26 protein-coding genes are annotated in these 25073 nt (G+C 73.3%); 15 read left to right on the top strand and 11 right to left on the bottom strand.

Annotation, left to right across the window (positions count from 1 at the left end; genetic code table 11):
* Nucleotides 1–22: 22 nt before the first annotated feature.
* From F4556_RS02745 to fxsA, 5 genes are all read left to right on the top strand, one after another.
* The gene (locus tag F4556_RS02745) at nt 23–1630 is read left to right on the top strand and encodes an amidohydrolase (RefSeq protein WP_184911361.1); all 1608 of its coding nucleotides are present in this window, start codon (nt 23–25) and stop codon (nt 1628–1630) included.
* 133 nt (nt 1631–1763) lie between these two features.
* Nucleotides 1764–2288 (top strand): SigE family RNA polymerase sigma factor, encoded by a 525-nt coding sequence (locus F4556_RS02740; protein WP_184911360.1) that lies wholly within the window; start codon nt 1764–1766, stop codon nt 2286–2288.
* A gap of 11 nt (nt 2289–2299) precedes the next feature.
* Nucleotides 2300–3064, top strand: coding sequence for a hypothetical protein (locus F4556_RS02735; protein WP_184911359.1), 765 nt, complete (start codon nt 2300–2302; stop codon nt 3062–3064).
* A gap of 99 nt (nt 3065–3163) precedes the next feature.
* Nucleotides 3164–4777, top strand: a complete 1614-nt coding sequence (gene lnt, locus F4556_RS02730) for an apolipoprotein N-acyltransferase (RefSeq protein WP_246510952.1) — start codon at nt 3164–3166, stop codon at nt 4775–4777.
* An 87-nt stretch (nt 4778–4864) separates the two neighbouring features.
* Nucleotides 4865–5431, top strand: a complete 567-nt coding sequence (gene fxsA, locus F4556_RS02725) for an FxsA family membrane protein (protein ID WP_313068118.1) — start codon at nt 4865–4867, stop codon at nt 5429–5431.
* Nucleotides 5432–5528: 97 nt separating this feature from the next.
* Here the strand turns inward: fxsA and F4556_RS02720 are convergent, their stop codons facing one another.
* From F4556_RS02720 to F4556_RS02710, 3 genes are all read right to left on the bottom strand, one after another.
* Entirely contained in the window at nt 5529–5903 is a 375-nt protein-coding gene (locus tag F4556_RS02720) for an RNA polymerase-binding protein RbpA (protein ID WP_057238166.1), read from the bottom strand.
* Between the two features lie 242 nt (nt 5904–6145).
* Complete coding sequence (locus tag F4556_RS02715) at nt 6146–7732, bottom strand: FtsK/SpoIIIE domain-containing protein (RefSeq protein WP_184911356.1); 1587 nt, start codon at nt 7730–7732, stop codon at nt 6146–6148.
* A 100-nt stretch (nt 7733–7832) separates the two neighbouring features.
* Nucleotides 7833–8027, bottom strand: a complete 195-nt coding sequence (locus F4556_RS02710; protein ID WP_057238163.1) for a hypothetical protein — start codon at nt 8025–8027, stop codon at nt 7833–7835.
* Between the two features lie 249 nt (nt 8028–8276).
* Between F4556_RS02710 and F4556_RS02705 the strand changes: the two genes are divergently transcribed.
* From F4556_RS02705 to F4556_RS02695, 3 genes are all read left to right on the top strand, one after another.
* Complete coding sequence (locus F4556_RS02705) at nt 8277–8681, top strand: ankyrin repeat domain-containing protein (RefSeq protein WP_184911355.1); 405 nt, start codon at nt 8277–8279, stop codon at nt 8679–8681.
* 24 nt (nt 8682–8705) lie between these two features.
* Nucleotides 8706–9179 carry a GNAT family N-acetyltransferase gene (locus F4556_RS02700; RefSeq protein WP_184911353.1) on the top strand — a complete coding sequence of 158 codons (474 nt, stop codon included), beginning with the start codon at nt 8706–8708 and terminating at the stop codon, nt 9177–9179.
* A gap of 107 nt (nt 9180–9286) precedes the next feature.
* Nucleotides 9287–10102: a CHAD domain-containing protein gene (locus tag F4556_RS02695; protein ID WP_184911351.1), complete on the top strand. Its 816-nt coding sequence runs from the start codon at nt 9287–9289 to the stop codon at nt 10100–10102.
* A 3-nt stretch (nt 10103–10105) separates the two neighbouring features.
* Here the strand turns inward: F4556_RS02695 and F4556_RS02690 are convergent, their stop codons facing one another.
* Nucleotides 10106–10831, bottom strand: coding sequence for a uracil-DNA glycosylase (locus F4556_RS02690; RefSeq protein ID WP_184911349.1), 726 nt, complete (start codon nt 10829–10831; stop codon nt 10106–10108).
* Nucleotides 10832–10932: 101 nt separating this feature from the next.
* On the opposite strand from F4556_RS02690, the gene F4556_RS02685 reads away from it, so the two are divergent.
* Complete coding sequence (locus F4556_RS02685) at nt 10933–11823, top strand: slipin family protein (RefSeq protein WP_184911348.1); 891 nt, start codon at nt 10933–10935, stop codon at nt 11821–11823.
* A gap of 37 nt (nt 11824–11860) precedes the next feature.
* Nucleotides 11861–12283: a CBS domain-containing protein gene (locus F4556_RS02680; RefSeq protein ID WP_184911346.1), complete on the top strand. Its 423-nt coding sequence runs from the start codon at nt 11861–11863 to the stop codon at nt 12281–12283.
* A 173-nt stretch (nt 12284–12456) separates the two neighbouring features.
* Here F4556_RS02680 and F4556_RS02675 read toward each other — a convergent pair whose 3' ends face one another.
* The 4 genes from F4556_RS02675 to F4556_RS02660 all read right to left on the bottom strand — a co-directional run bounded on the left by F4556_RS02675 (nt 12457) and on the right by F4556_RS02660 (nt 18642).
* A complete protein-coding gene (locus F4556_RS02675) occupies nt 12457–12870 on the bottom strand; it encodes a PaaI family thioesterase (RefSeq protein WP_184911344.1) in 414 nt (137 codons plus the stop codon).
* 50 nt (nt 12871–12920) lie between these two features.
* Nucleotides 12921–14183, bottom strand: coding sequence for a serine/threonine protein kinase (locus F4556_RS02670; protein WP_184911343.1), 1263 nt, complete (start codon nt 14181–14183; stop codon nt 12921–12923).
* Between the two features lie 20 nt (nt 14184–14203).
* A complete protein-coding gene (locus tag F4556_RS02665; protein WP_184911341.1) occupies nt 14204–15736 on the bottom strand; it encodes a S8 family peptidase in 1533 nt (510 codons plus the stop codon).
* A gap of 68 nt (nt 15737–15804) precedes the next feature.
* Nucleotides 15805–18642 (bottom strand): FAD-binding and (Fe-S)-binding domain-containing protein, encoded by a 2838-nt coding sequence (locus F4556_RS02660; RefSeq protein ID WP_184911339.1) that lies wholly within the window; start codon nt 18640–18642, stop codon nt 15805–15807.
* A 72-nt stretch (nt 18643–18714) separates the two neighbouring features.
* Here F4556_RS02660 and F4556_RS02655 point away from each other — a divergent pair, with 72 nt between their 5' ends.
* Nucleotides 18715–19320, top strand: a complete 606-nt coding sequence (locus tag F4556_RS02655; RefSeq protein WP_184911337.1) for an HIT family protein — start codon at nt 18715–18717, stop codon at nt 19318–19320.
* Nucleotides 19321–19327: 7 nt separating this feature from the next.
* On the opposite strand, the gene F4556_RS02650 is transcribed toward F4556_RS02655, so the two are convergent.
* Together F4556_RS02650 and F4556_RS02645 are read right to left on the bottom strand one after the other, a co-directional pair.
* The gene (locus F4556_RS02650) at nt 19328–20320 is read right to left on the bottom strand and encodes a glycosyltransferase family 2 protein (RefSeq protein ID WP_184911335.1); all 993 of its coding nucleotides are present in this window, start codon (nt 20318–20320) and stop codon (nt 19328–19330) included.
* Nucleotides 20321–20527: 207 nt separating this feature from the next.
* Nucleotides 20528–21298 carry an aggregation-promoting factor C-terminal-like domain-containing protein gene (locus tag F4556_RS02645; protein WP_184911333.1) on the bottom strand — a complete coding sequence of 257 codons (771 nt, stop codon included), beginning with the start codon at nt 21296–21298 and terminating at the stop codon, nt 20528–20530.
* Nucleotides 21299–21892: 594 nt separating this feature from the next.
* On the opposite strand from F4556_RS02645, the gene F4556_RS02640 reads away from it, so the two are divergent.
* Nucleotides 21893–22105: a hypothetical protein gene (locus F4556_RS02640; RefSeq protein WP_184911331.1), complete on the top strand. Its 213-nt coding sequence runs from the start codon at nt 21893–21895 to the stop codon at nt 22103–22105.
* Between the two features lie 58 nt (nt 22106–22163).
* Here F4556_RS02640 and F4556_RS02635 read toward each other — a convergent pair whose 3' ends face one another.
* Entirely contained in the window at nt 22164–22574 is a 411-nt protein-coding gene (locus F4556_RS02635) for a VOC family protein (protein ID WP_184911329.1), read from the bottom strand.
* Between the two features lie 101 nt (nt 22575–22675).
* Between F4556_RS02635 and F4556_RS02630 the strand changes: the two genes are divergently transcribed.
* The 3 genes from F4556_RS02630 (at nt 22676) to F4556_RS02620 (ending at nt 24795) form a co-directional block, all read left to right on the top strand.
* Nucleotides 22676–23842, top strand: a complete 1167-nt coding sequence (locus F4556_RS02630) for a metallophosphoesterase (RefSeq protein WP_184911327.1) — start codon at nt 22676–22678, stop codon at nt 23840–23842.
* 172 nt (nt 23843–24014) lie between these two features.
* Complete coding sequence (locus F4556_RS02625) at nt 24015–24416, top strand: YegP family protein (RefSeq protein ID WP_184911324.1); 402 nt, start codon at nt 24015–24017, stop codon at nt 24414–24416.
* Nucleotides 24406–24795: a hypothetical protein gene (locus F4556_RS02620; RefSeq protein WP_184911322.1), complete on the top strand. Its 390-nt coding sequence runs from the start codon at nt 24406–24408 to the stop codon at nt 24793–24795. The genes F4556_RS02625 and F4556_RS02620 overlap by 11 nt, the downstream gene beginning before the upstream one ends.
* Nucleotides 24796–25073: the final 278 nt, after the last annotated feature.

Genomic DNA, 25073 nt, shown 5'->3' with positions numbered 1-25073 from the left:
TACGGGTGCAGACTTGTGCCCCATGAGCGCATCCACCACCCACCGGACCGTGCTGCTGCGCGGCGGTTCCGTCTACAGCCCCGCCGACCCGTTCGCCACCGCGATGCTGGTCGAGGGGGAACACATCGCCTGGGTCGGCAGCGACGGCGCCGCCGAACCGTACGCGGCGACCGCCGACGAGGTGGTCGAGCTGGACGGCGCGCTGGTCACCCCGGCGTTCGTCGACGCGCACGTGCACGCCACCTCGGCCGGCCTCGCGCTGACCGGCCTGGATCTGACCGGCTGCCCCTCGCTGGCCGAGGCGCTGGCCGCCGTGGCGGCCTTCGCCGCCGCCGGCGAAGGCGTGCTGATCGGGCACGGCTGGGACGAGACCAAGTGGCCCGAGGGCCGCCCGCCGACGCTCGCCGAGCTGGACGCCGCCGCCGGTGGCGCCGCCCTCTACCTGTCCCGCACCGACGTGCACTCCGCCCTCGCCTCCAGCGCGCTGCGGGAGCTGACGGAGGATCTGGCCGACCGCGCCGGGTACCACCCCGAAGGCCCGCTCAGCCGGGACGCCCACCACGCCGTCCGGCGCGCGGCCCTCGCCCACCTGACAGCGGATCAGCGCCGGGCCGCCCAGCGGGCCGCCCTGGCCCGGGCCGCCGCGCTGGGCATCGGCGCCCTGCACGAGTGCGCGGGCCCCGACATCTCCTCCGAGCAGGACTTCGCCGAACTGCTCGCGCTGGCCGCCGAGGGCACCGGCCCCGAGGTCTTCGGCTACTGGGGCGAACTCGCCCCCGCCGGCGTCGAGACCGCCCGCCGCCTCGGCGCCCTGGGCGCGGCCGGGGACCTCTTCGTCGACGGCGCGCTCGGCTCGCACACCGCCTGCCTGCACGCCCCCTACACCGACGCCGACCACACCGGTGCCGCCTACCTGACGGCCCGGCAGGTCGCCGACCACGTGGTCGCCTGCACCGAGGCGGGCCTGCAGGCCGGCTTCCACGCCATCGGCGACGCCGCGCTGACCGCCGTCCTGGACGGCGTCCGGGCCGCCGCCGACCGGGTCGGTCTGGACCGGGTCCGCGCCCGGCGGCACCGGATCGAGCACGCCGAGGCACTGGACGAGAAGGCCGTCGCCGCCTTCGCCGAGCTCGGCCTGACCGCCTCCGTCCAGCCCGCCTTCGACGCGGCCTGGGGCGGCCCCGACGGCATGTACGCCCAGCGCCTGGGCACCGAGCGGGCCGCCGGGCTGAACCCCTTCGCCGCGCTGCTGCGGACCGGCGTCCCGCTGGCCTTCGGCTCGGACGCCCCCGTCACCCCGCTCGATCCCTGGGGCACCGTCCGGGCCGCCGCGTTCCACCGGACCCCCGAGCACCGGATCTCGGTCCGGGCCGCCTTCACCGCCCACACCCGGGGCGGCTGGCGGGCGATCGGCCGGGACCAGGACGGCGTACTGGTCCCCGGCGCGGTGGCCAGCTTCGCGATCTGGGCCGCCGCCGACCTGATCGTCCAGACCCCCGACTCCCGGGTGGCCGGCTGGTCCACCGACCCCCGCTCCGGCACCCCCGGCCTCCCCGACCTCACCCCGGGCGAGCCGCTGCCCACCTGCCTCCGCACCGTCGTCCGGGGCCGGACGGTGCACGCCGCCTGAGCCCGTACGCGCCGTCTGCCCGCCGTCCTCCGGGGCGGCGGGCAGACTCGTCCCCGGACCGGGACAACCCGGGGCGGTGGCTCGGTCTCTAGAGGGGTGAGGTCTCGACAGCGGGACCCGAAGAGGGGGATCCGTGGCACCCGATCCAGAGGAACTGGACGAGTACGTCGCCAGCCGGCACCAACGGCTGCTGCGCAGCGCCTACCTGCTGTGCGGGGACGCGCACGAGGCGGACGACCTGGTGCAGTCGACGCTGGTGAAGGTGATCCTGGCCCGGCGCCGGATCGACCGCATCGACAGCCTGGACGCCTACACCCGGCGGACGCTCTACAGCACCTTCATCAGCTCCCGCCGACGCCGCTGGCGCCGCGAGCAGCCGCACGGCGAGCTGCCCGAGCAGGCCCTGGCCGGCCCCGGCGACCTCGAGCTCGGTGTGGTGGTCCGCACCGCGCTCCGCCGGCTGCCCACCAAGCAGCGGGCGGTGCTGGTGCTCCGGTTCTGGGAGGACCTGGGCGTGGCGGAGACCGCGCAGGTCCTGGGCATCGGCCAGGGCACCGTGAAGAGCCACACGGCCCGAGCGCTGGCATCACTGCGGGCGACCCTGGGCGGGGCCATGGCGGACGAGGACCTACTGCAGAAGATCGGGGCGGTTTCCTGATGGGGGATCGGATGAACGACCTCAACTCCCTCCACGACTTGCTGGACCGGGCGCTCGACGACGTGCAGTTCCCCGCCGGGGACGTGACCGCCGCGATCCGGACCCAGGTCGACGTGGGCCGCCGCAGGCGCCGGACCCGCCGGGCGGTCGGCGTAGTGGCGGGCGTCGCCCTGCTGGTCGGAGCGCTGGGCAGCCTGCCGGTGCTGCACCACGACCGGGGCGCGGCGCCCGCCAAGGTGCCGTCGGCGAGGGAGGACCGGTTCTACCCGGTGGGCACGCTGCTGCCCCGGGACGTCGCAGGCCTGCGGGTCGCGGTCCGGTCGGGCCCGTCGCACGAGCCGGAGCCCGGCCCGTCGCAAAGCGCCACCCGAGGGACTTACTACTCCCTGGAGCGCAACGGCCGACCGGGCTACCTCCTGGTGATCACCCACGACCCGGCCCGGGACCCGAGCACTCCGGGCTTCTACACCAACCCGAAGTGCCCCACACCCGAACTTCCCGGCTTCACCTGCCGGTCGGCCGTCCGCCCGGACCGCTCGGTGCTCAAGGTGAGCACGGCGCGCTCGCAGAGCCAGCAGGAGCAGGGCGGCCCCCCGTGGGACGGCCCCTCCCTCGACGTCACGATCGTCTACCCGGACCACCGGGTGGTCGTGCTGAGCGCCATCACCGCGCTGGACAGCCCGGTCCAGGTCACCGACCCGCCGCTGCTCACCGAGGCCGAGCTGGTCGCGATGGCGGGCAGCCAGGAGTGGTTCGCCCCGGACAGCGTGGGCTGAGGCAGAGTTCCCCGGACCCTGGGCGACGGGGGTGTCGACGGTCCGGGGTACTGTCTTGCGACCAGGATGGACCTGCACAGACAGAGAGGTGGTGCGCAGATGGCACTGCCCGTCGAGCAGGAGCACCCCGTGACGGCACCCGACCCGGAGCCCGCCGCCCCCCGTGCGGGGCGGCCCGTCCGGCTGGTCGCCGGGCTGCCCCGGACGGGGCTGGCGGTGCTCTGCGGTCTGCTGCTGGCGCTGGCCTTCCCGCCGTACGACCTCTGGCCGCTCTCGCTGGTCGGGGTGGCCGGGCTCTCGTTGCTGACCCGGGGGCGGACGGCGCGGCAGGGGGCGTGGACGGGCTTCGCGTTCGGGCTGCCGTTCTTCCTGCTGCTGCTCTGGTGGCTGCGGGTGATCGGTCTGGACGCGACCATCGGCCTGTCGGTGATCGAGGCGCTGTTCCTGGCGGCCCTGGGTGCCGGTCTGGCCGCCACCTCCCGGCTGCCCGGCTGGCCGGTCTGGGCGGCCTGCCTCTGGGTCACCCAGGAGTGGGCCAGGGACCGGCTGCCGCTGGGCGGCTTCCCCTGGGGCCGGCTGGCGTTCGCCAACACCGCCACCCCCTTCACCCCGCTGGCCGCCCTCGGCGGGGCGCCGCTGGTGACCTTCGCGGTCGCGCTCTGCGGCACCTTGCTGGCCTGGGGCGCGCTGCGCCTGCGCCGGGGGCCGGGCCGGGCCCCGCTGACCGCCGCGCTGGCCGCTGGCGGGGCGGTGGCGGTCCTGCTGGCCGGGTACCTGGTGCCCGTCCCGACGGCCGCCGCCGAGACCGTCAAGGTCGCGGTGATCCAGGGCAACGTGCCCAACCCGGGCATGCACTTCCTCGGCACCCCGATGACCGTGCTGAAGAACCACGCCAAGGCCACCGAGCAGCTCGCCGCCGACGTCGCGGCCGGCCGGGCCGAGCGGCCGGACGTGGTGATCTGGCCGGAGAACTCCTCCGACTTCGACCCGTTCACCAACGCCGAGGCGTACGGCCGGATCGACGCCGCCGTGAAGGCGATCGGGGTCCCGGTCCTGGTCGGCGCGCTGGTGAACGGCCCCGACGAGCAGCACGTGCTCAACCAGGGCATCGTCTGGGACCCGCGGACCGGCCCCGGCGCCTCGTACACCAAGCAGCACCCGGTGCCGTTCGGCGAGTACGTGCCGTTCCGGGACCAGCTGTCCAAGGTGATCACCCGGCTCCAGCAGGTCGCCCGGGACTTCTTCCCCGGGACCAGCAGCGGCGTGCTCCAGCTCGGCCCGGCCCGGATCGGCGACGTGATCTGCTTCGAGGTCGCGTACGACGAGATCGTCCGGGACACCGTCAACCAGGGCGGCCGGGTGCTGGTCGTGCAGACCAACAACGCCACGTACGCCAAGAGCGGCCAGCCCGACCAGCAGCTGGCGATGTCCCGGCTGCGCGCGGTCGAGCACGGCCGGGCCGTGCTGATCGCCGCCACCAGTGGGATCAGCGCGATCGTGGCGCCGGACGGCACGGTGACCGAGCACACCGAGGAGCTGACGGCGGCTCAGCTGAGCGCCGTCGTCCCGCTGCGGGACGGCAGGACGCTGGCCGACCGGGTCGGCGCCGGCCCGGAGTGGGTGCTCGCGATGGCCGGGCTGCTGGCCTGCGGTCTGGTGGCGCTGGACGCGTTCCGCCGTCGCCGGGGCGTCGGAACACCGGCCGAGTCCTAGTCGTTATGCCAGGTGGTGCCCAGTAGCCGGGCCGGATCAGCCGGTCGGGCGGTGGATCGGGGCACCACGATGGAGTGGATTCGTACCGTGAGCCAGCAAGTTCCCCCGGCCCCCTCGGCACCGCGCGGCCGGGTGCGGCGGGTCCTGCCGTTGTTGATCGCCGCCTGGCTGGTGCTGGAGATCTGGCTGCTGACCGTGGTCGCCGAGGCGACCAGCTGGTTCGCCGTCCTGCTGCTGTTGCTCGGCGGGTTGCTGCTGGGCGGCTGGCTGATCAAGCGGGCCGGGCTGAAGGCCATCTCGGCGGCGATCGAGCAGAGCAGGCAGCCGCAGTCCCAGCAGCCGCAGACCGGCACCAGCATGACCGTGCTGGCGGGCCTGCTGCTGATGCTGCCCGGCTTCCTGTCGGACGTGCTCGGCCTGTCGCTGATCTTCCCGCCGACCAGGGCGCTCTGGCGGGCCCTGGGCCGCCGCTTCGCCACCACCGCGCTGCGCTCGACCGCGCCGGTGGGCGCCGACCCGCTGGCGGACGCGGTGCGGTTGCAGGAGCAGATCCGGATCCACCGGCCCGACGGCAAGGTGATCCAGGGCGAGGTGGTGGACCCGGCGCAGCCGTCCGGGCCGAACACCGACTACCGGCCGCCGATCAACGGCTGAGGCTGTAGCGGTCAGGACGGGAAAAGCCGAGGGGCCCGGGCTTCGGGAGAAGCTCGGGCCCCTTCGGGTTCGGTCGCCGCCGGTGGGCGGCCTCGGGTCAGGCGCTCTTGCGGGTGTCGCGAGGGTGAACCGCGAGGTTCATCCCGCCGGAGCGGAGTACGGCCAGGCGCTCTGCCAGGACCTCCTCCAACTCCTCCCTCGTCCGACGCTCCATCAGCATGTCCCAATGGGTGCGCGTCGGCTTGGTCTTCTTCTCCTCCGGCACATCGCCGTCCAGCAGCATGGCCTCCTGGCCACAGAACCGGCATTCCCAAGCCGAGGGAATCTCCGCCTCAACGGAGAAAGGAACCTCGAATCGGTGTCCGTTCTGACATGCGTACTCAACGGTCTGGCGGGGAGCCAGATCAATTCCACGGTCGGTCTCGTAGCTAGTGGCCCCGAGTCGCGTGCCGCGGAGAGCTCGCTCGCTCATGAATCGTGCCTCCAGGGCTTATGGCCCACAGGACTAGTGGTCGCTGTCATCGTCGTTCGGTCAACGCTCGGCCGTCGACGAAGATTCCCGTCCCGGGACATGCGTCGCCTGTCGTACCGCCACTGTTTGTACCCATCGTCGCCCGATTTGTCACATCTGAACGCATTTATCACCCAGTGTGTCACTTAATGTGCGGAGAGCGACCCTGGATACGGGTGGCGCGCCAGCTTACCGCTGCTGGGTCACCACACCGGACGCGGGCGGACCGCTGGGGGCTCTTTCGGCATTTCAGGGGTGCCGGAGGGGACCCCGGAGTCGGCCTTGAGGTCGACGGCCGACGCCTCGGTCCTGGTGTCCCGGTGCGGCAGCAGGGTGATCACCGCCTCCCGGTGGGCGGCCGGTGCCTCGTCGTCCAGCGGGTCCACGGTGACCGGCACCTGGAGGCGGACCGGGGCGCTCGCGCCGATCCGGGCGTAGCCGCGGCCGGGCGGGGTCTGGGTGGCCGGGGTGATGTCCAGGGGTGCGGCCAGGACGGCTTCGGCGGTGCCCGGGGAGGTCGGGCCGAGCACCACCCGGGCCCGGGTGGTGGCCCGGACGGTCGGCGAGATCCGGTCGTAGGCGGTCAGGTCGTCGGCGACCACCACCGTCACGCGTGCCGCCCGGCCGTGCCGCAGCGGCAGCTCCAGCAGCTCCTGCGGATCCGGGCGGCCCTCGGCGTGCGCCAGCTCGGTCAGCTCGGTGGGGTGGTCGAGCAGCAGCCAGAGCGGGCGGGTGACGTCCTCGGGAGCGGCGACGCCGTGGTGGCGGGCGGCGTTCAGTGCGGTGAGCCGCCGTTCGGTCTCCTGGGCGGCCCACTCCAGCGCGGCCAGCGCGCCGTGCAGGCTGGTCTCCACGGTGTGCACGCCGGGCCGGTTGACCAGGCAGGCGTGCTCGCCCGTACCGGCCCCGTCGATCACCATCAGGTCGCCGTGCCGCAGCGCCTGCAGGGCGATCGAGCGGATCAGGGTGGAGGTGCCGGAACCCGCCGAGCCGAGCGCCAGCAGGTGCGGCTCGGAGGAGCGGGCGCCGGTGCGCCAGACCACCGGCGGCTGCTGGACGGTGCCGCCGTCCTGGGTGACCGGGATGGTGCGGCGGCTGCCGTGGTCGTCGGTGAAGCCGAGCACGATCTCGCCGGGCGTGGTGACGAAGGGCTGGGCGGCGATGTCGGTGGCCAGCGGCGCGAGCGCGGTGACCCGGAGCCGGTTGGACTCCTCGTCCCAGTCGAAGCGGTACTCCCTGGACCGGCCCGCCTTGCCCTGGATCACCTGCTCGACCCGGGCCCGGGCGGCGGGCTCGGTGTCGGTGAAGTACGCCGGATAGCCGAGGTCGAGACCGGCCAGCCGGCCCTGATCGTCGAACTCCCAGCCGCTGAACACGTCCTGGTAGCGGCCGTCCGGGCCGTACATCGGGCTGAGCTCCTCCGGCGCGGCCAGATAGGGCGTCAGGGCGGCGTACAGCGCGGTCAGCTTGAGGTCGGCGGCGTCCGGTTCGGGCGCGGCGGGCGGGGCCTTGGGGGAGCGGCCGACCCAGGCGGCGCTGGCCATCAGGGCGACCAGGGCGAGCAGCGGGCCGTGCGGGAGCAGGAAGACGCCGAGGACGCCGGCGGCGGTCAGGAAGATGGTCGGGCCGCGCTTCTCCTTCGGGGTGGCGGCCCAGCGGGCCTTCACCCAGTCGGAGTGGTGCCGCAGGCCGCGGCCGATCACGGTGAGCGGGGCGAACATGTCGGAGGCGTGGTCGCCTGCGGTCCGGGCCAGGTCGCGGCCGCGGCTGAGATGGCGGGTCAGGGACATTCGGGACTTCTCCCCGGGCAGCTCGGGACGGGTTGGGGGTTGCGTGCGGCCCGGGGCGGTTGGGATCCGCACCCGGGCCGTGGTGGAAACTGAGCCGCCGTCAGAACTTCAGGCCGCCGAGCAGGCTGGCCAGGCTCGCGCCGCCCGCCTGGATGCTGGGTGCGATCGAGGACCCCGCGATGTAGAACCCGAGCAGCGCGCACACCAGCGCATGCGAGATCTTGAGGCCGTCCCGCCGGAAGAACAGGAAGGCGATGGTGCCGAACAGGACGATGCCGGAGATGGAGAGAATCACGCGACTGCTCCTCGATCTGGGGACGGCGGGGACGCATAAAAAGGAAAAAGGCGTAACCGAAAGTGCCCTAATCGTGACAAAAAGTAATAGATGATGGAACGTGGCAAACGGGTGGATCTCACCGAACCGCCTGCCTGGGGCGTGTACGAGCGGCAAAGTTCGCCCGAACGGCCGCTCGGCCCACCCCACCGCGTGTCGTCCGCTACGGTGCGGTACGGCACTACCGACCCGATCCGAGAGGGCCCAGTCATGGCCGACTCCGCACCCCAGACCCCGGACGCCGAGGTCATCGCACTCGCCGGCAAGCTCTTCGACGCGGCCCGCACCGGCGACGCCGCGCTGCTCACGGCCTACCTGGACGCCGGGGCACCGGCCGACCTCGCCAACGACCGGGGCGACACCCTGGTCATGCTGGCGGCGTACCACGGCCACGCCGAGACGGTCCGGGTCCTGCTGGCCCGCGGCGCCGACCCGGACCGGGTGAACGACCGGGGCCAGACCCCACTGGCCGGCGCCGTCTTCAAGGGCGAGGCCGAGGTGATCACCGCCCTGCTGGAGGGCGCCGCCGACCCGCGGGCCGGTGCGCCGACCGCGATCGAGACGGCCCGGATGTTCGGCAAGGACGACCTGGTGGCCCGGTTCGAACAGGTCTGAGCTGGGCCCTTAGGCTTGGTGACCATGGAGATACGCACCACCGGTTACGGTCACCCCGACGCGGAGAAGCTCGCGGCCGAGGTCCAGCAGGAGTACGTCCAGCGGTACGGCGAGGCCGATCTGACGGTGATGCACCCGGATCACTTCGAGCCGCCCGCCGGCCTGTTCGTGGTCGGCTACCTGGACGACGTACCGGTGGCCTGTGGCGGCTGGCGGGTCAAGCAGGCCGGGCCGGACGACGTCCGGGACGGTGACGCCGAGCTGAAGCGGATGTACGTCTCCGAGAGCGCCCGGGGCCGGGGCCTGGCCAGGACCGTACTGCGGCACCTGGAGCAGGCCGCCGCCGAGGCGGGGCTGACCCGGCTGATCCTGGAGACCGGCACCGAGCAGCCGGAGGCGATCGCGCTGTACGGCTCCGAGGGGTACCTGCCGATCACCAAGTTCGGCTACTACAAGGACTCCCCGGAGAGCCTCTGCTTCGGCAAGTCGCTGGGCTGACCTTTCGAAGCCGGGCCCGTACCCACCTGCGGACGGGCCCGGCGTCGGCGTTTCCGGCCGCGTCGGGGTGCCAGGCATAGCCTGGAAGCCGTGCGGAGGTGAACGGGATGCCGAAGAGACGGCCGTCGACCGGTGACCTGCTGGCCGCCCGGATCGCCGGGCAGACCGCAGCACTGGCCGGCCTGGAGCCACTGGTCCGGGCCGACGCGCCGGACGCGGTGCACCGGATGCGGGTCGCCTGCCGACGGCTGCGGAGCGCCCTGCGGGAGTACGGCGGCCCCGACCAGCCGGTGGCGGGCGAGCTGCGCAGGCTCGGGCTGGCGCTCGGGGCGGCCAGGGACGCCGAGGTGCTCGGGGCGGCGCTGGTGGCCGAGGCGCGGACGCTGCCCGCGGAGTGCGGGCCCGAGCTGATCGCCGCCGAACTGGACGAGTGGGCCCGGCGGCGGGCGGCAGCGGCCCGCCCCGAGGTGCTGGCGGCGCTGGACAGCCCCCGGTACCGGGCCCTGCTGGGTGAGCTCGGCGAGCTGTCGGTCCGGCCGCCGGACGGTACGGGGCTGCCGCCCTACCGGAAGCTGGCGCGGCGGGCCGAGCACCGGGTGGCCCGCCGGCTCGGCGCGGCCCGGGGTCTGGGCGGCGAGGAGCGGGACGCGGCGCTGCACCGGGCCAGGAAGGCCGCCAAGCGGGCGCGCTACCTCGGCGAGACGGCGGGGGCGGCGGGGCTGGCGGGGGCGGTGGGCTTGGTGGAGCGGATGAAGGCGGTGCAGGACGTGCTGGGGGCGCACCAGGACGCGGTGGTCGCCCGGCAGGCGCTGCGGGAGCTGGCGCGGACCGGGCACCCGTTCGAGTACGGGGTGCTGTACGCGCGGCAGTTGGCGGCCGGCTGCACTCCGGAGCGGCTGGAGGAGTTGCTGCGGGCGGGGTGAGGCCTAAAGACCGGCCGAGCGGGCCGCTTCGGCGAGCAGGTCACGGAGTATCGGGGTGGTGAGGCGGCCGGTGTGGGTGTTGCGCGGGCTGACGTGGTAGCAGCCGAACAGTTCGAGCGGGGTGCCGCCGTCGGTGGCGGGGAGGGTGACCCGGGCGCCGTGGCCGAAGGCCGGGCGGGGGCGGGGGAGCTCCCAGCCGGCCGCGGCCAGCGCGGGGAGGACGGCCTGCCAGGCGAAGCCGCCAAGCGCCACCACGGTGCGGACGGTGGGCCGAAGGAACGTCAACTCCCGGGCGATCCAAGGGCGGCAGGTGTCCCGCTCCTCGGTGCTCGGCTTGTTGTCGGGCGGCGCGCAGCGCACCGGGTCGGTGATCCGGACGCCGTACAGTTCGAGGCCGTCGCCGTGCACCACCGAGGTCGGCCGGCTGGCCAGCCCGAGTTCGTACAGCGTGGCGTACAGCAGGTCGCCGGACGGGTCGCCGGTGAAGATCCGCCCGGTCCGGTTGGCGCCGTGCGCGGCGGGGGCCAGGCCGACCAGCAGCAGCGCGGCGTCCGGCGGGCCGAAGCCCGGGATCGGGCGGGCCCAGTAGTCCCAGTCCCGGTACGCGCGGCGCTTGACCCGGGCGGCCTCCTCGCGCCAGGCGACCAGGCGCGGGCAGGCCCGGCACTCGGTGACCTCCCGGTCCAGGGTGGCGAGGTCGGGGAGGAGGTGGGCCTGCGCGGGGTGCATGGCGTCGATCCTAGGGACGGTGGCGGGAGGGCGGCGGGATGGTGGCGCCGGAGTAGCGTGGATTGCGGGTCCGTCCGGTCAGGGTTCCCGAGGTGGCGGCGATGATCGTTCTTGACGCTGTGTTGGCGGTGTTCCTGCTGGCGGCGGTGCTGGGCGGGCTCGGCGTGCGGGTGGTGCAGCAGTACCAGCGCGGGGTGGTGTTCCGGTTCGGCCGGGTGCGGGAGGAGATCCGGCAGCCGGGGCTGGCGTTGCTGATGCCGGTCATGGACCGGATGAAGAAGGTGAACGTCCAGATCATCACGATGCCGATCCCCGCGCAGGAGGGCATCACCCGGGACAACGTGACGGTGCGGGTCGACGCGGTCGTCTACTTCAAGGTGGTCGACCCCGTCCGGGCCACGGTGAACGTGCAGGACTACGAGTTCGCCATCTCGCAGGTGGCGCAGACCTCACTGCGTTCGATCATCGGCAAGAGCGAGCTGGACGACCTGCTGGCCAACCGGGAGCCGATCAACCAGGGGCTCGAACTCATGCTGGACAGCCCGGCGCTGGGCTGGGGCATCCAGATCGACCGGGTGGAGATCAAGGACGTCGCACTGCCCGACTCGATGAAGCGTTCGATGGCCCGGCAGGCCGAGGCGGACCGGGAGCGGCGGGCCCGGATCATCACCGCCGACGGCGAGTTCCAGGCGTCCGCCCGGCTCGCGGAGGCGGCCACCATCATGAGCCGGGCTCCGGCCGCGCTCCAACTGCGGCTGCTGCAGACCGTGGTGGAGGTGGCGGCGGAGAAGAACTCCACCCTGGTGCTGCCGTTCCCGGTGGAGCTGCTGCGGTTCCTGGACAGTGCCACGCAGCAGCACGTGGAGGCGGCTGCGGCGGAGCCGACGCCTCGGGTCGAACGGGGGGTCGAGCAGCTCGAACTCCCGGACCTGGACGAGGTGCTGGCCCACCCGCTGCTGGGTGGCGGGTCCCCGGGTGGCGGTGCAGGGTGAAGGGGATAGCGCGCAACCGAGGGTAGGAGGCGGGACGATGACCACTGCGGGTGACATCATGCACACCGGAGCCGAGTGCGTCACGGAGCAGCAGACGCTGGCCGACGCGGCCCGGATCATGAAGGAACGCGACGTCGGCGCACTGCCGATCTGCGGGGAGAACCAGAAGCTGCTGGGGATCCTCACCGACCGCGACATCGTGCTCAAGTGCGTGGCCGAGGGCCTGGACCCGAGCACCGTGTCGGCGGGTGAACTCGCCCAGGGCAGGCCGATGGTGGTCGAGGCGGACGAGGATGTCGAGCAGGTGCTGCGGGTGATGGAGCAGCATCTGGTGCGACGGCTTCCGGTGATCAACCACCCGGACCACAAGCTGGTCGGGATGATCAGTGAGGCGGACATCGCGCGGGGGCTGCCGCAGGAGCGGGTGGCGGAGTTCGTGACGACGATCTGCGCGGAGTAGAACGATCGGCAGGCGCTTCGGGGCTACGGTCCAGGGGCTCGGGGAACGGCGACGAGATCTGGTGTGCGGGGCAAAAGGCGAAAGTTCCTGACCAGCTACGCACGGATCACCTTTTACGAGGTTGGCGTCGCAGTTCCCCGAGCCCCTGGTGGCTGATGCCCGGAGGGCAGGGTTCAGCCGGGGAAGGCGTAGACGGTGGTGGCGTGGGCGGCGGGGGATTCGGTGCCGTCGGTGGTGAGGGTGATGTCGAGGAAGGCCAGGCGGCGGCCGAGTTTGGTGAGGCGGGCGTCGATGAGGACGTCGGCGCCGAGGACCGCGCGTTGGAAGGTGATGGACTGCTGGACGGTGGTCATCGGGCCGAAGGCGCCGAGGGCGGCGGAGACGGCGATGACGCTCGCGGTGTCGGCGGCGGCCATCAGGGCCTGGCCGGAGAGGGCGCCGCCTTCGCGGGCGAGCTGGTCGGACCAGGGGAGCCGGAGGACGGCGTGGCGGTCGCCGGTCTCGGTCACCGAGAGACCGAGGGCCTGGACCCAGGGGGCGAAGTTGTCGGCCAGGATCTTGTCCGCCTCGGCGGGGGTGAGAGTCACCGGGCCATTGTGGCGCCCGAGTTGGGCCGGGCGCCAGCAAGCGGGGCGGGTCAGGCGGCGAGTTGTACGCCGGTGGTGGCGCCGGCCAGGGCGGACCAGACCACCTCGGGGTGCTTGATGTCGCTGTGGGCGCCGGAGAACGGGGACTGGTCCTTGGAGATGATCTCGTCGCCGCGCAGCCGGTAGAACTGGCTGGCCTGCAGGGGGTACGCGGTGCCTGCTGGGCGGAGGTCGAACTGTTCGGCGCCGTCCTGCTGGAAGCCGTCGTGGCCCATGCCGCCCCAGCGGTAGGTGAGGTCGGAGGCGGCCTGGTCGTCCTCGTTGCTGAGCATCGAGGCGGCCGGGTACCACCAGCCGACCGCGCGGTCGCCGAGCGAGAAGGTGGACTGGAGCGGGCCGGCCACCCGGTCGAAGTACGGTGCCAGGAAGCCCTGATGGCCGTGGTCGATCGGGATCGGGGCGGCGAAGCTGAAGTGTGAGAAGGCGCCCTGGATCAGGAACAGGGAGGCGACCGGGCTGCCGATGCCCTCGGGCAGACCGGGGAGGGCGAAGGAGACCAGTCGGGCGCCGAAGCTGTGGCCCATCAGGTGCACCCGCAGGCCGTTGCCCGCGACCTTGCCGAGCAGCGGGCCGAGGCCGTTCCGGCCGATCACGCCGGCCCGGTTCTTCATCTCGTAGTAGCTGGCGGTGCGGAGCGCCTCGCGGGCGCCGCGCCAGAGCAGCTTGAACGGATTGGGGAGGCCCTGGGCGTCGCCCTGTTCGCTGGCGAGTCCGGCCAGGGTGCTGAACACCTCTTCGGTGGGCTTGGTCAGTACGGTCTGCTGGCCCTTGTCCTCGTCGGCCAGCGCGGGGGAGGTGACCAGATCGGCCAGCAGTTCGTGACAGTTCGCCAACTGTTGGGGGTCCTGCGGCTGTTGCTCCAGCAGGTCGGTGATCCGGGCAAGCGTGTTCTGCTGCGGGGCGGCGAGGCCGGGGGCGAGAGCGGCGGCGAGTTCGGCGGGGGTGGACGGGGTGGAGGGCGTGTCGGGGGCGTCCTCGGGGAAGAGCAGCGAGGGCCAGAAGACGCCGACCACGCCGACCTTGCCCTGCCAGGCGGGGGCGAACTGGTCGATCTGGTGCGAGAGTTCGTCGAAGGTGTAGTGGTAGAGGTTGCGCGCGCCGGTGTCCGAGTTGTTCCAGCCGTGCGAGAAGACGAACAGCTCGTGCACTCCGGTGCCGGGCAGACCGGCCACCAGGCCGCCGTCGTCCAGCAGATGCCCGTCCTGGTCGAAGCGGACCTCCCAGTACGGGAGCCCCGCGATCGGGTCAGCCATGGTCAACTCACTCCTCAGTGTCAGACGTTGGACATCACACGCATCAGGTCGAGCAGGCCGTGCCCCTCCAGATAGCGATCGCGGCCGAGGGAGGTGGCGTTGGCGCAGAACAGCTCCTTGATCTCGCGTGGGCGGCCGACGAACTCCTGCCGGACGGAGAGGAAGGCGGCGATCGCGCCGGAGACGTGCGGGGCGGCCATCGAGGTGCCGCTCTCCTCGACGTAGGTCGTAATGGTGCTGGGATCGACCTTCGCCGGGAACACGGGCGCCATTGCCTTTCGCATTTCGCCGGTGGCGCAGGAGGCGATTCGCTCGCCGGGGGCCAGCAGGTCGGGCTTGAGGCGGCCGTCCAGGGTCGGGCCCTTGGAGGAGCTGTAGGTGACGCCGTACTCGTGCGGGCGGTCCCGGTGGGTGGAGCCGACGGTGATCGCGTCGGCGGCGTTGCCCGGGTCACTGATGCTGGCCAGTACGGCCCGGTTCGCCGCGCCGCCCTCGTTGGGTGTCCGGTTGCTGAATCCGTCGTTGCCCGCGCTCACCACGACCACCACCCCGCTTGCGGAGAGCAGGTTGACCTCCCGGCAGAGCGGGCTCTGGCCGCAGGCGTAGTCGCGGGCGTCCCAGGTGCAGCCGAAGCTCAGGTTGGCGCCGTGGATGACCAGCAGCTGGCCGCCGGTGTTGACCGTCTCGCGGATGTAGTAGAGCGCCTTGATGACGGCACTGGAAGAGGTGATCAGATTCTCGCCGTCCAGGGCCAGCACCTTGAGACTGACCAACTGTGCGCGCGGGGCGATTCCGGCCAGCGTGTGGTCCTCGTTCAGCTCGCGGGTGGTCCAATGGGGCAGACCGTCCGGCTGGCGCTCGGTGCGGCCGATCAGCGGCTGCGTGTCGTCGGGCAGCTCGCCGGCGATGATGCCCGCGACGTGGGTACCGTGTCCGACGGGGTCGGTCAGCGGTGAGTCGGCCGGTGCCGCCGACTGGTCCCGGGCGACCAGGTCGGTGAAGTCGCGGTGCAGTGGCTTGACCCGGCCCTCCAGGGTGCCGGTCGCGAAGTGCGGGTGGTGCTCGTCGATGCCGCTGTCCAGGACCGCCCACACGATGCCGCGGCCGGTGGCGGCATAGGCGCGGGACACCGCGTCGGCCTTGATGGTCGCGACCGAGCGGTCGATGTGGGCGTCCAGGGTGTAGTCCGGCCAGACCCGGAAGATGGTCGGCTTGCCCTTGCCCGCGCGGTCGAGGTCCAGCAGGCGCTGGATGTCGACCGGGCTGAGCAGGCAGCGCAGATAGCTGGCGGCCACCGGGACCGGCTTCGGGTGTCGAGGGAAGGTCACCGTGAAGAGCTTCAGCAGGGCGGTGCGGGTCACCTCGGTGTCCGGGTCGCGGGTGAGGTCGACCTCGACCAGCACCGGGCTGCGGTTCCCGGACAGGACCGGCACGGTCAGGCGGCGGACTTCCGGGGGGACGTCGATCCCGAGCACCGGACTCACCGCGTCCCGGGTGACGCCCGGCCGGGCGGCCCAGGGTTTTTCAGGGGCGTGGTCAGCGGGCGTGGGCATCCTGGGTGCCTCCGATCAGGGGCGTACGGTAGCTCCCAGGTCCACGATCCGCTTGCCCGGCCCGGCTGTCATCCGCGCTGCTCGCGCAGTGCGTCGCGGAGGAGTTCGGCCAGGTGGACGGCCCTGCGGCCGCCGCCTAGTTGGCTGATCTGGGTGCGGCAGCTGAAGCCGTCGGCGAGCAGGACGGTGGTCTCGTCGGCGGACCGGATGGCGGGGAGCAGGTCGCGTTCGGCGAGGGCGGCGGAGACCTCGAAGTGGCCGCGTTCGAAGCCGAAGTTCCCGGCCAGGCCGCAGCAGCCGGGGGCGAGCACCTGGTTGTCGAGGCCGGTGCGCTGGTCGAGCAGGCGGTCGGCCGCGGTGCCGAGGACGGCGTGCTGGTGGCAGTGGGTCTGGGTGATCGCCCGGACGCCGTCCAGCCGGGGGAGTTCGACGCCCTCGCGGTCGAGGAACTCGGCCAGTGTGTGCACCCGGCCGGGGACGTCGCCGGCTGCCTCGCCGAGCAGGCGGGGGAGTTCCTCGCGCAGGGTGGCGGTGCAGCTCGGGTCCAGGCCGAGGATCGGGAGGGCGGGGGGAAGGGCGGCCAGGCTGCGCAGCAACACCCTGCGGGCGACGTCGAGTTGGCCGGTGGAGTGCCAGGTGAGGCCGCAGCAGACCGGGCCGTCGGGTAGCCGGACGGTGTAGCCGAGCTGTTCGAGGAGTTCGACGGCGGCGCGGGCCGGGGCCGGGTCGAGGTGGTTGGTGAAGGTGTCCGGCCAGAGCAGCACCTCCCGGCCGCCGGGGGCGGCGGTCCGGTGGCGGAACCAGCGTTCGAAGGTCTCGGTGGCCAGCGGCGGCAGCTCGCGCCGGGGGTCGATCCCGCCGATCCGCTTGAGGAGGGCGGCGGCGGGCGAGCGGAACAGCCGGTTGAGCAGGCGGCGGGGGAAGGCCAGCCGCAGGGTGAGCGGCAGCCAGCCCATCGAGTAGTGCGAGGCGGGGCGCAGCCGCCGCCGGTAGTGCTGGTGCAGGAACTCGCTGCGGTACGTCGCCATGTCGACCTGTACCGGGCAGTCGCTCGCGCAGCCCTTGCAGCCCAGGCAGAGGTCGAGGGCCTCGCGGACCTCCGGTGAGCGCCAGCCGTCGGTGACCAGCTCGCCCCGGAGCATCTCGGCCAGCAGCCGGGCCCGGCCCCGGGTGGAGTGCCGCTCCTCCTCGGTGACCAGGTAGCTCGGGCACATCACCCCGCTGCTGGTGTCGACGCACTTGCCGACGCCGACGCAGCGGTGCACGGCGGTCAGCAGGCTGCCGCCGTCGCGCTCGTACGGGAGGGCGAGCGGGAGCAGGTCCCGGCCGGGGAAGCGCAGGTCGGCGTCGAGCGGGCGCGGGTCGACCACGGTGCCCGGGTTGAGCAGGCCGGCCGGGTCCCAGATCCGTTTGAACCGGCGGAACAGGTCGATGATCTCCGGCGGGTACATCCGGCTCAGCAGCTCGCCCCTGGCCTGCCCGTCGCCGTGCTCGCCGGAGAGCGAACCGCCGTGCGCCACCACCAGGTCGGCCGCCTGCTTCATGAACTCCCGGAACTCCGGCAGCCGTTGAGGCTCCGTCAGCGGGAAGTCCAGCCGCAGGTGGATGCAGCCCTCGCCGAAGTGTCCGTACGGGATGCCGCGCAGCCGGTGCCGTCCGAGCAGGGCGCGGAGCTCGCGCAGGTAGTCGCCGAGGCGTTCGACCGGGACGGCGGAGTCCTCCCAGCCGGGCCAGGCCTCGCCACCTCCGGGCAGTCGGGTGACGATGCCCGCGCCCGCCTCGCGGACGGCCCAGAGCTGGCGCTGTTCGGCGGGGTCGGTGACCACGGTGACGGTGGCGCGGGGCTCGCGGCGGACGGCGTCGGCCAGTTCGCGGGCGGCGGCGAGAGCCTCGGCGGGGGTGGCGCCGCCGGTTTCCAGGAAGAGCCAGCAGGCGCCGTCGGGCAGCCGGTCGAGGGCGGGCGGCCGGCGGCCGGCCGCGAGCAGGGCGGCGATCAGGTCGGCGGCCATCCCCTCGGCGGTGAGCGGGCGCAGCGGCAGCAGGGCGGGGACGGCGTCGGCGGCGGCCGTCTCGTCGGGGTAGCCCGCGACCACCAGGGCGGTCGCGGCGGGGGCCTCGACCAGCCGGACGGTGGCGCCGAGCAGGACCGCGCAGCTGCCCTCGGTGCCGGTGAGCGCGCGGGCCAGGTCGTAGCCGCGCTCGGGCAGCAGCGCGTCCAGGTCGTAGCCGGAGGTGCGGCGGGGCAGGTCGGGCATGCCCTGGCGGAGCGTACCCAGGTGAGCGGCCGTCAGGTCCTGCAGGGCGCGGTGCAACTCGCCCTCGCGGCCGGGGAGTTCGCGCAGTGCGGCGCGTTCGGCGGGGGAGCGCGGGCCGGTGACGGTCAGTTCGGTGCCGTCGGCGAGCAGCAGGTCGAGCGCGCGCAGGTTGTCGGCGGTGCGGCCCCAGGCGATCGTGTGCGAGCCGCAGGCGTCGTTGCCGATCATGCCGCCGAGCGTGCACCGGCTGTGCGTGGAGGGGTCGGGCCCGAAGCGCAGCCCGTACGGGGCGGCGGCCCGCTGGAGGTGGTCGAGCACGGCGCCGGGCTCGACGGTGGCGGTGCGGGCGTCCGGGTCCACCGTGAGGACCCGGTTGACGTGCCGTCGGAAGTCCAGCACCACGGCGCCTGGGCCGATCGCCTGGCCGCCGATGCTGGTGCCCGCGCCGCGTGGTACCAGCGGGACGCCATACTCGCGGCAGAGCCGGACGGCGGCGCGGACGTCGTCGGTGTCGGCGGGCTTGACCACGCCGAGGGGCGGGTGCCGGTAGTTGGAGGCGTCGTAGCCGTAGACGGCGCGTTCGGCGGTGTCGAAGCGGACGTCGCCGCGGAGTTCGCGGCGGAGGGCACGGGCCAGTTCGCTGCTCGGCATGGGGAGATCATCGCAGTGCCGGGGTCACCCCGGTGGGAGGTGACGCGATGTCATATGGCACCCTCTGGGGGCATGAGCGATGATCACGTCGAGCCGAGCCCGTACGTTGCCGGACTGCCGTTCGGTCAGGAGCTGAAGCTGCCGGAGTGCGTGGAGTGGGAGACCTTCCCGTTCGCGGGGGAGATGACGGTGCGTGCGCTGGAGCGGCCGGTGCTGCCCGAGCCGCCGCGGCACGGCGAGGACGGGCCGGAGAGCTGCGACATCTGCGGCCGGGCCGACCAGACCTACCTGTGGACCGACGAGCACTGGCGGCTGAGCACGACGGAGGAGCCGAACGGGCTGCCCGGCACGGTGCTGCTCTGGTCGCGGGCGCACCACGACCTGACCGACCTGCCCGCCGAGCGGGCCGCCGAGATGGGGCCGATGCTGCAGCGCGCGGAGCGTGCGGTGCTCGCGCTGGGCGGGATCGCTCGGGTGCACATCAGCCGCTGGGGCGACGGCGCCGCGCACCTGCACTGGTGGCTGTTCGCCCGGCCGGAGGGGATGCTCCAGCTGCGCGGCAGCGACATGCCGCTGTGGGGCGACACGCTGCCGGCGCGGTCGGCGGCGGACTGGCAGGCGAGCAACAAGGTGATCGCCGCCGCGATGGCCGAGGGCGGCGGCACCGCGCAGGTCTGACCGGCCGTCAGCGCCGTCCGGCCACCGCGGTGCGGGCGATCTGCCCCAGCTTGGCCACCTCGAACGCCGGGTAAGCCCCGCTCGCCAGCAGCGAGAACTTCAGGCCCTCCCGGCCGTCCGGGCGGCGGTAGCCCTCGGGCAGGAAGGTGCGGTAGTACTCGGCGGCGCGGTGGAAGAACTGGGGGCGCTCGGCGCGCGGCACACACCCGGCCAGTTCCAGTACGAACAGCAGGTGCCGCACCATCCGGGTGAACAGGTACGGCCGGAGCGGCGCCAGCTCCCGCTGGGCGTCCAGCAGTTCGAAGCTGCTCCGGTACTGGTCGAACAGGTCGAAGTGGCTGGCGCCGGGCGAGCCGGTGGGGTGCAGGGTGTGCCGACGGCGGATCCGGACGCAGTCGCGGTCCAGCACCGCGATCCGCTCAGCAGCCAGCATCGCCCGGTGCACCACCGGGACCTCCTCGTAGCGGCCGTCCGGGAACGCCGGGGTGCCGGTGCGGCGGATCAGCCGGTCCCAGACCAGCGGCGGCGCGCCGAGCAGTTCGGGGTGGTCGAGCGGGCCGAACACCCCGCCGCCGACCCCCGCCAGCAGCTGCGCCGAGCCGCCGGGCCAGACCTTGCCGCCGTGCTCCCGGCTGTGCCCGAACAGCAGTACGTCCACCGGCCCGGTCTCCGCCAGCCGGTCGGCCATCGCGGTCAGCGCGCCGGGGTCGAGCAGGTGGTCGCTGTCCAGGAAGAGCAGGTACTCGCCGGTGGCCTGCGCCGCGCCCGCGTTTCGGCTGCGGCCGATGCCGACGGCGGCGTTCAGCCGGAGCATCCGGACGCGCGGGTCGCGCAGCTCGTACGCCGCCGCGACCCGCTCGGGGGACTCCGGGGAGCGGTCGACGACCAGGATCACCTCGACATCGGGGAGCGACTGCGCGAGCAGCGAGTCCAGACAGTCCGTCAGCTGGTGGTGCCGGTCGTAGACGGGGAGTACGACGGAGATCAGCGGGTTGTGCATGGGCGGGAGGCTAAGGGCGTGCACACGGTCAGGCAAAGGCGCGAAAGCGGACAGACCGGTAGAACGGTGGGCAGAACCGGAGCATCGTGCCCGATACCTTCACCGCACGCCCACCACCTGCGTGAACACCACCTGCGGGAACGCGCCGAAGGGCGGTCACACCCGGTTGGGGTGACCGCCCTTCGGCGAGGCTCGCTACTGGTTGGCTCAGTACCAGTTGTGGGACTGCCAGAAGCTCCAGGCGCCGCACGGGCTGCCGTAGCGCTCGTTCATGTAGTTCAGGCCCCACTTGATCTGGGTGGCGGCGTTGGTCTGCCAGTCGGCGCCGGCCGAGGCCATCTTGGAGCCCGGCAGGGCCTGGACCAGGCCGTACGCACCCGAGGAGGGGTTGGTCGCGGTGACGTTCCAGGTGCTCTCGTGCTCGACGATGTTGCTGAAGCACTGGAGCTGACCGGCCGGCACGAGCTGCGCGGCGATCTCCTTCGGCGAGCCGGTCGGCGCGGCCAGGGCCTGGCGCTGCTGGCTGCGGGAGGCGGCCTCGGCGTCGGCCTTCGCCTTGGCGTCCGCCTTGGCCTTCGCGTCGGCGGCGGCCTTGGCCTTGGTGGCAGCGGCGTCCGCGTCGGCCTTCGCCTTGGCGTCGGCGGCGGCCTTCGCGTTCGCGGCGGCCTGGGCGTCGGCGGCGGTCTTGGCGTCCGCGTCGGCCTGCGCCTTGGCGGCGGCGTCGGCGGCAGCCTTGGCGTCCGCGTCCGCCTGGGCCTTCGCGGCGTCGGCGAGGGCCTTGGCCTGCGCCTCGCCGGCCTGCTGCGCCTCGGCGGCGGCACTGGCGGCGGCGGAGGCGGCCACGGCCTGCGGAGCGGCCTGAGCGGTGGGGGCGTCCTGCGGCAGCGCCAGGGCGAGGGTGGCGGTACCCGCCACGGCCAGGGTGGTGACACCGGTGATGATGGCGTTGCGGCGGTTCTTCAGCTGCTGGAACTGCATGGAGGGACAACCTCTTCCGTCGGGCGGGGCCGGGACGGGGCACACGGGTACCGCGAAGCGTGTTCGGAGGGAACAGGCCCGGGTGCCGTGGACTCGGACGGCCGGGACGCCCCGTGGTGAGACGGGGCTGGCGGGGGAGGGCGGGCCGGCTCTGCAGGACCGGTTGCTGCCTTACGACCTGGACATCATTGGCAGACGGCTCCGGCGGTGGCAATGAGCCTTGATACGACTGCCGGTAGTAGACACGGCAGCGCGCCCGGCCTCGGCCGGACGCTTCGGGAGGCAGTACCCCACCCGCACTCCGGCCAAACCCCTCGTCGGCCATTTGCGTGCTGACCAGCGCCGTTCCGGCCCGGTCCGACACCCGGGCGGGCCGTCGGGGCGGGGTGGGCGCCTTTACCTCACGTTTATCAACTATCGGCGGCAGTAGGTGCCGCGGCCGCTGTGGGCGGGCTCACAGGAACCGGAGCGGCGGGCTGCGCAGTGCGACCGACCGGTCACCGGAAAACGCTTCGTTCCGGTGGGGATGAGGGGGAGACGGCCGCGCTCTGCGAGGATCGGCGGGTCTCGTACGAACGAATCAAGGGTGGGGCGATGACTTTCCTGGTGCTCGGTGTCGTGGTGCTGGCCCTCGGCGGGTGCGGGTGCGTGGTGTGGGCCGACCGCGGCGGTCCCCGCTGGGTGCGGATGGTGGCGCGGGTGACCGTCGGGGTGGGTGAGCTGCTGCGGCGCGCCCAGCGGGACCGCCGCCGCGGCCTGGGCCGGGGCAGCGGCGGCGGAGGTGGCGCCGGCGACAGCGACGGTTAGGCGACGGCGACGGCGACGGCGACGGCGGGCGGCGGTCTCGCGGGGGGACTGCGGACGGTCAGCCGTCGCTGCGGCTCTGCCAGGCCGCACGCTGGCGCAGGGAGATCCGGTTGCCGTCCGGGTCGATCGCTTCGATCCGGATGCCGAAGGGGTAGTCCTCCGGTTCGGGCTGGTCGAAGGTGACGCCCCGGTCGCGCAGCACCTTGAAGTCCGCCCGCAGGTCGTCCGACTCGAGGAAGACCGGGCCGGGCGTGCCGCTCGGCTGCTGCCCGGCGGGCCGGCCCGGGGCCGCGGCCTGCGGCCAGAGGATGATCTCGACCGCACTGCCGGGGACGCCGACGGTGAGGAAGCGGCCGTCCGGGCCCGGGTGGTCGATGCGCTTCTCCAGGCCGAGCTGGTCCGCGTAGAAGCTCAGCGCACGATCCTGGTCGGTGACCTGGAGCGTCACGTACATGAGGTTCGTCAGCATGGTGGTGTCCTTCCGTCGGTGAGTCCGCGTTACTTCGGCGCGTTACTGCACCGACGGACCCCGGCGGGAAAGTGTGACGAGGGGTCTCCGATACTGGGGCGGTGATCATCGTGCCGATCCTGCTGACGGTTCTCGCCCTGCTCGCGCTGGTGCACTGGTATCTCTGGCGGCGGCTGGTCCGCGACGTCTCCGCGCCCGGCGGGTGGTACCGGCGGGTCGGGACGGTGCTGGCGGTGCTGCTGCCGCTGCTGTCGGTCGGCGCGGTGGTCGGCGGCCGGGTGCTGCCGTTGGCCGCCGAGCGGTGGCTGGCCTGGCCGGGGTACCTGTGGCTGGCGGTGCTGCTGTACCTGACCATGGCCGTGCTGGTGGGCGAGCTGGTCCGGGTGGTCTGGCTGCGGGTCACCGCGGCCAAGGCCCCCGAGGCCCAGAGCGCTCCCGACGACCCGTCACGGCGGCTGTTCGTGGCCCGGACGGTGGCGATCGGCGCCGCCGGGGCGGCCGTAGCGGTGGTGGGCAACGGTGCGTACGGGGTGCTGCGCGGGCCGAGTCTGAAGCGGGTGACCGTCCCGCTGGCCAAGCTGCCCCGGCGAGCGCACGGTTACCGGATCGCGGTGGTCAGCGACATCCATCTCGGGCCGATCCTCGGCCGCTCGCACACCCGGCGGATCGTCGACACCATCAACGGCACCCAGCCCGACCTGATCGCCATCGTCGGCGACCTGGTGGACGGCAGCGTGCCCGAACTCGGCCCGGCCGCCGTCCCGTTGGCGGATCTGCGGGCCCGGGACGGCGCGTACTTCGTGACCGGGAACCACGAGTACTTCTCCGGCGCCCAGCCGTGGGTGGAGTTCGTCCGCTCGCTGGGAGTGTGGCCGCTGGAGAACGACCGGATCGAGCTGCCCTGGTTCGACCTGGCCGGGGTGAACGACCTCGCGGGCACCGCGCAGGGCCAGGGGCCCGACTTCGAGCAGGCGCTCGGCGACCGGGACCGGCTGCGGGCGGCGGTGCTGCTCTCGCACCAGCCGGTGACCGTGCACGACGCCGTCCGGTACGGCGTCGACCTCCAGCTCTCCGGGCACACCCACGGCGGGCAGCTCTGGCCGGGCAACTACCTGGCCGAGCTGGCCAATCCGACGGTGGCCGGTCTGGAGCGGTACGGCGACACCCAGCTCTACGTCACCCGGGGCGCCGGGGCCTGGGGCCCGCCGGTCCGGGTCGGCGCCCCGTCCGACATCACGGTGCTCACCCTGGCCTCGCTGCAGGCCTGACGCCCGGTCAGTTTCCGGCGGTCAGTTTCCGGCCGTGACGTGTGAACGAGGGAGAACATCGGGACCAACAGCCCGGCCGAAGGATGATTGTGCCTTCAATTACTCCCGTGTGCACACGTAGCTTTGGGGTGCGCTGCCGGGGCGGCTCCGGAGCGGACGGGGAGGCACGCGGATGGCAGGGCAGCGAGTGCGCGACGACGGGGTCGCCGGGCCGGCGCGCCGGGGTTCGGTGCAGGCCGAACGGGACGTGAACGGCCGCTACCGCTGGTCGTTGAAGGCCCCGAACGGCCGGATCGTCGCGGTCTCCGCCCCGGCGTACGACACCCCCGAGCAGGCTCGGCAGGTGTTCGAGAACTTACGCGGCGCGACACCCGGGCTGGTGGCCCGGATCACCCACGTCCGGGACGGGATCGGCTGGATCTGGGTGGTGCCCGGACCGCGCGGGGTGCCGCAGGCCCGGTCGCACCGGACCTACGAGCGGTACGCCACCTGCCAGAACGCCTTCCGCCGCTTCGTGGCGCTGCTGGAGCGCCCGGAGGGCGGCGAACTCCCGGTGCCGCGCGATGAGTTCTGACACCGGGGCGGGCCCCCGGAGAGGCCCGAGGCTGCTCACCGTCCGGCTCGGCGGCGGGCGGGTCGGCTGGCTGCTGGCGGCCGGGAACGGACGGCAGCTGGCCCGGTCGGCGGTGACGTACCGGAGCGAGGCGGAACTGGACGAGGCGGTACGCCAGTTGCTGGTGGAGCGGGCCGCGCTGCGCTATCTGGTGCAGCAGGGCGGCGACCGTTCCTGGGGCTGGTCGGCGCTGCTGCCGGTGCGCAGCACCGGGCAGGCGGCGGGCGAGGCGGTGGCCCGCAGTGCCCGGGGTTATCTGCGGCAGGACCAGTGCCGGCAGGGACTGGCGAGCTTCCAGGCGATGCTCCAGCACCTGCGCGCGGTCCGCGGCGCCGGGTGACCGGCAGGTTGCCGATCGCTCCCCGAACCGCCACCTGGAGAAGAACGATCCACTGGGGCGGTGGAGTTGACGGAGTCTCGGGTGAGCCGGAGTCACCCGGCCCGGCCTCGGGCTAAACCCCCGGAGCGGGCCGGGTCCGGGGCGGCGGCCCGGAGCGGACCGGGCCGGACGGACCTTCCACCGGCACGTGCCGCCCGGCAAGTATCTGAGCCGCCGGGCAGCCGGCCGCCGAGTGCGGCCCGCCGGTGCTCCCGTCCGGGCCCCGGTCGGGAGCAGGC

The organism is Kitasatospora gansuensis (assembly GCF_014203705.1).
GTDB lineage: Bacteria > Actinomycetota > Actinomycetes > Streptomycetales > Streptomycetaceae > Kitasatospora > Kitasatospora gansuensis.
The sequence above is the reverse complement of the archived record's forward strand: the minus strand, read 5'-3'. Positions and strand labels throughout refer to the sequence as shown.

Bases quoted from the DNA above. Each gene is read 5' to 3' on its own strand.
- F4556_RS02745 (WP_184911361.1), top strand. From the start codon at position 23: ATGAGCGCATCCACCACCCACCGGACCGTGCTGCTGCGCGGCGGTTCC.
- F4556_RS02735 (WP_184911359.1), top strand. From the start codon at position 2,300: ATGAACGACCTCAACTCCCTCCACGACTTGCTGGACCGGGCGCTCGAC.
- lnt (WP_246510952.1), top strand. From the start codon at position 3,164: ATGGCACTGCCCGTCGAGCAGGAGCACCCCGTGACGGCACCCGACCCG.
- F4556_RS02720 (WP_057238166.1), bottom strand. From the start codon at position 5,903: ATGAGCGAGCGAGCTCTCCGCGGCACGCGACTCGGGGCCACTAGCTAC.
- F4556_RS02715 (WP_184911356.1), bottom strand. From the start codon at position 7,732: ATGTCCCTGACCCGCCATCTCAGCCGCGGCCGCGACCTGGCCCGGACC.
- F4556_RS02705 (WP_184911355.1), top strand. From the start codon at position 8,277: ATGGCCGACTCCGCACCCCAGACCCCGGACGCCGAGGTCATCGCACTC.
- F4556_RS02700 (WP_184911353.1), top strand. From the start codon at position 8,706: ATGGAGATACGCACCACCGGTTACGGTCACCCCGACGCGGAGAAGCTC.
- F4556_RS02695 (WP_184911351.1), top strand. From the start codon at position 9,287: ATGCCGAAGAGACGGCCGTCGACCGGTGACCTGCTGGCCGCCCGGATC.
- F4556_RS02690 (WP_184911349.1), bottom strand. From the start codon at position 10,831: ATGCACCCCGCGCAGGCCCACCTCCTCCCCGACCTCGCCACCCTGGAC.
- F4556_RS02685 (WP_184911348.1), top strand. From the start codon at position 10,933: ATGATCGTTCTTGACGCTGTGTTGGCGGTGTTCCTGCTGGCGGCGGTG.
- F4556_RS02680 (WP_184911346.1), top strand. From the start codon at position 11,861: ATGACCACTGCGGGTGACATCATGCACACCGGAGCCGAGTGCGTCACG.
- F4556_RS02670 (WP_184911343.1), bottom strand. From the start codon at position 14,183: ATGGCTGACCCGATCGCGGGGCTCCCGTACTGGGAGGTCCGCTTCGAC.
- F4556_RS02665 (WP_184911341.1), bottom strand. From the start codon at position 15,736: ATGCCCACGCCCGCTGACCACGCCCCTGAAAAACCCTGGGCCGCCCGG.
- F4556_RS02660 (WP_184911339.1), bottom strand. From the start codon at position 18,642: ATGCCGAGCAGCGAACTGGCCCGTGCCCTCCGCCGCGAACTCCGCGGC.
- F4556_RS02655 (WP_184911337.1), top strand. From the start codon at position 18,715: ATGAGCGATGATCACGTCGAGCCGAGCCCGTACGTTGCCGGACTGCCG.
- F4556_RS02650 (WP_184911335.1), bottom strand. From the start codon at position 20,320: ATGCACAACCCGCTGATCTCCGTCGTACTCCCCGTCTACGACCGGCAC.
- F4556_RS02645 (WP_184911333.1), bottom strand. From the start codon at position 21,298: ATGCAGTTCCAGCAGCTGAAGAACCGCCGCAACGCCATCATCACCGGT.
- F4556_RS02640 (WP_184911331.1), top strand. From the start codon at position 21,893: ATGACTTTCCTGGTGCTCGGTGTCGTGGTGCTGGCCCTCGGCGGGTGC.
- F4556_RS02635 (WP_184911329.1), bottom strand. From the start codon at position 22,574: ATGCTGACGAACCTCATGTACGTGACGCTCCAGGTCACCGACCAGGAT.
- F4556_RS02625 (WP_184911324.1), top strand. From the start codon at position 24,015: ATGGCAGGGCAGCGAGTGCGCGACGACGGGGTCGCCGGGCCGGCGCGC.
- F4556_RS02620 (WP_184911322.1), top strand. From the start codon at position 24,406: ATGAGTTCTGACACCGGGGCGGGCCCCCGGAGAGGCCCGAGGCTGCTC.